Genomic DNA, 209 nt, shown 5'->3' with positions numbered 1-209 from the left:
TACACGGCTCGTTTCCGTGTGGATGGTGGCCCGTGGCAGATGATGGAAGTGACCCCGCAGGCGACCAGTGACCCGTTGCTGGTGCGTGTGTGGTGGGTTGATGTGGGACGCGTGGCAGGTGACTGCAGCTACGACGACACTCGCTGGGGCTGCAAGAACGACCCCACGATGGGTAAGAAGGATAACCCGAACCCGCGCCTGCGCAAGGC

At 63.2% G+C, this 209-nt stretch carries 1 pseudogene; it reads left to right on the top strand.

The features are described 5' to 3' along the window. Window positions 1–209, top strand: a pseudogene (locus tag HMPREF2842_RS09100) (peptide ABC transporter ATPase); the annotation flags it as partial.

This window comes from Rothia sp. HMSC069C10, assembly GCF_001812205.1.
In the GTDB taxonomy this organism is placed as follows: domain Bacteria; phylum Actinomycetota; class Actinomycetes; order Actinomycetales; family Micrococcaceae; genus Rothia; species Rothia mucilaginosa.
Note: the sequence above shows the minus strand (reverse complement) of the source record. Positions and strands in the feature narration are given on the sequence as shown.